Raw genomic sequence first — 1,717 nt, forward strand, 5'->3', positions numbered from 1 at the left:
ATAAAAAGACAAGGCCATTATCGCAATCGTGATAATGACCTTTTTTTATCATTTTAGTAAACATGAAAGCACTCACATGATATAATGTAAATAAGCACAAATACATTTAAAGGAGTGGCTTTCATGTATAAACATTATAACACATCTGATTGTTCTTTAGTATTAAATTTAGATTTTGATATCGCTAAAAATCACGATGCCCGTTTCATTAGCTTATTCGTTGATTCAATCCCTGATAGTGAATTTCCTAAACCTACTTCCACAGGGCGTCCAGGCCATCATCCTCGGATGATGTTAAAAATGATTCTCTTCGCTTATTCTAGAGGCGTTTATAGCGGTCGAAAGATCGTCCAAATGAATGAGGAAATGATTCCGATGAAATGGTTAACCAATGATCAATATGTCGGTTACCATTCCATTAATGATTTCAGAGTGCATCCTTCAACCGCTACTTTAATTCGTAAAGCTTTCGTTCATTTTTATTCTCTCTTAAAGGAACACCATTATGTTGATGAAGAGGCTATTTTTATAGATGGGACCAAGTTAGAAGCCGATGCGAATCGCTATTCCTTTGTTTGGCGTATGTCTATTGAAAAACATGATGCTAAATTGAATAAAGAAGTGGTTGCACTTTACGATGAGTTGGTAAAGAATGAAATCAATTGTGCATTACAAGAAGATGAGCTTCAATCGAGTGTTGGTATTGAAGCCATGATTCAGAAAACAAAAGAAAAATTGGAACAATTAAACGATGAAATTAGTGAAGAACCTAAAAGCATACCGGGTGGTTCTCCCAATAAACGAAAAAGACGATGGGTTAAAAAATACCTTCGAAAACTTTCAAAGGATTATCTTCCAAGAAAACACAAATATGAGGAAGCGAAGAATCGATTTGAGGGTCGAAATAGTTATTCCAAAACGGATCATGATGCTACTTTTATGTGTATGAAAGAAGATGCGATGAAGAACCGTACCTTAAAACCGGGTTATAATCTTCAAATTGCCACTCAAAATCAATTTGTCTTAGCGTATGACCTTTATCCAAATCCATCCGATACACGCACACTGATTCCGTTCTTAAATTCGAATGACCTTTTCCATGAGTTTAACTGCATTGTGGCTGACGCAGGTTACGGGAGTGAAGAGAATTACCAACATATTATCGATGATATGGAAAAAATACCCTTAATACCCTACACCATGTATCGAAAAGAACAAAGTAAAAAATATAAAAATGATCCCAAGCTTCGTCATAATTGGCACTATTTTGAAGACCTAGATTGTTATGTAGACGATCAGGGGGTTCAATTCAGCTTTAGTCATTACAATCAACGAAAAGATAAAACAGGTTTTGAACGTGAATTTAAGGTTTATAAAGCAGACAAAGTGCAATTAACACCCGAATTAGATAAATTGGCCTTAACCCCATCCGGTAATCAACGGGTGATAAGTGTCAATCAAGTATGGGACTATTATAAAAGTAAAGCCAAAGAATACTTAGAAAGCGATTCAGGTTGCCAACTATATGCTCAACGTAAAATAGAAGTTGAGCCTGTTTTTGGTCAAATGAAGCGCAATTTTGGTGTGCGAAGAGTTCATGTAAGAGGAAAAATTGGGGTTTCAAATGATATTGGAATCCTGTTAATGGCAATGAATTTAACCAGATTAGCAGAAATGATAAGAAGAAAAGGAAGGGGATCTCTTTTCTTTTCTTATA

1 protein-coding gene is annotated in these 1,717 nt (G+C 35.4%); it reads left to right on the top strand.

The window, feature by feature from the left end; translation table 11 throughout:
• Positions 1 to 123: 123 nt before the first annotated feature.
• The coding region (locus tag GSA01S_RS10045) for an IS1182 family transposase (RefSeq protein ID WP_066127217.1) at positions 124 to 1,717 on the top strand (1,594 nt) is incomplete at its 3' end.

The organism is Globicatella sanguinis NBRC 15551 (assembly GCF_001552295.1).
In the GTDB taxonomy this organism is placed as follows: domain Bacteria; phylum Bacillota; class Bacilli; order Lactobacillales; family Aerococcaceae; genus Globicatella; species Globicatella sanguinis.